This is a genomic window from Stenotrophomonas capsici, assembly GCF_034961085.1.
GTDB classification, from domain to species: Bacteria; Pseudomonadota; Gammaproteobacteria; order Xanthomonadales; family Xanthomonadaceae; genus Stenotrophomonas; species Stenotrophomonas capsici.
In genome coordinates, this window is the sequence record NZ_JAYFUH010000169.1 from 2,143 (window position 1) to 3,187 (window position 1,045).

Below are 1,045 nucleotides of genomic sequence, written 5' to 3' on the forward strand. Positions count from 1 at the left end.
GTGGATCAGGAAGCGATGCTCGCCGCCGCGCTTGTGCGCGATGGCGTCGGCCAGCAGGTCGTCCATCTGCGTGGCCAGGCTGTCCGGTGACTGGTACAGGCGCTGTGCGGCACAGTGCGAGCCTGCGTACTGCGCCGGCGCGAGCAGGCGCGACAGGTCGACCTTGACGCCTTCGCGCGGCGAGACCTCCAACTGCTCCAGCAGGTCGGTGCGGCCGATGATCTCGTCCAGCGAACGCGCGCCCAGCAGCGCCAGCCACTCGCGCACTTCCTCTGCCAGCAGCCGGAAGAAGTTCTCCACGCGCTCGGGCAGGCCGGTGAAGTAGAACTCGCGCAGGCGCTCGTCCTGCGTGGCCACGCCGGTGGCGCAGTTGTTGAGGTGGCAGATGCGCAGGTACTTGCAGCCCAGCACGATCATCGGGCCGGTGCCGAAACCGAAGCTGTCGGCACCGAGCAGCGCGGCCTTGATCACGTCCAGGCCGGTCTTCAGGCCGCCATCGGTCTGCAGGATGGTGCGGCCACGCAGGTCGTTGCCGATCAATGCCTGGTGCGACTCGGCCAGGCCCAGTTCCCACGGCACGCCTGCATAGCGGATCGAGCTGATCGGCGAGGCACCGGTGCCGCCATCATGGCCGGACACGGTGATCAGGTCGGCGCCGGCCTTGACCACGCCGGCGGCAATCGTGCCGACGCCGGCATGGCTGACCAGCTTCACCGATACCAGCGCATCCGGGTTGACCTGCTTCAGGTCGTAGATCAGCTGCGCCAGGTCCTCGATCGAATAGATGTCGTGGTGCGGCGGCGGCGAGATCAGGCCGATGCCCGGCTTGGCGTAACGCAGCCGCGCGATCAGTTCGTTGACCTTGTGGCCGGGCAGCTGGCCGCCTTCGCCGGGCTTGGCGCCCTGGGCGACCTTGATCTGCAGCACTTCGGCATTGACCAGGTACTCGGCGGTGACACCGAAGCGGCCCGAGGCCACCTGCTTGATCTTGGAGCGCTTCTCGGTGCCGTAGCGCACCGGGTCCTCGCCGCCTTCGCCGGAGTTG

Annotated in this window: 1 protein-coding gene; it reads right to left on the reverse strand. The window is 68.0% G+C overall.

Annotated features, from left to right (window positions below):
- Positions 1-1,045: glutamate synthase-related protein (locus VA603_RS10745; protein ID WP_323438814.1), on the reverse strand; the 1,045-nt coding region annotated here is incomplete at both ends.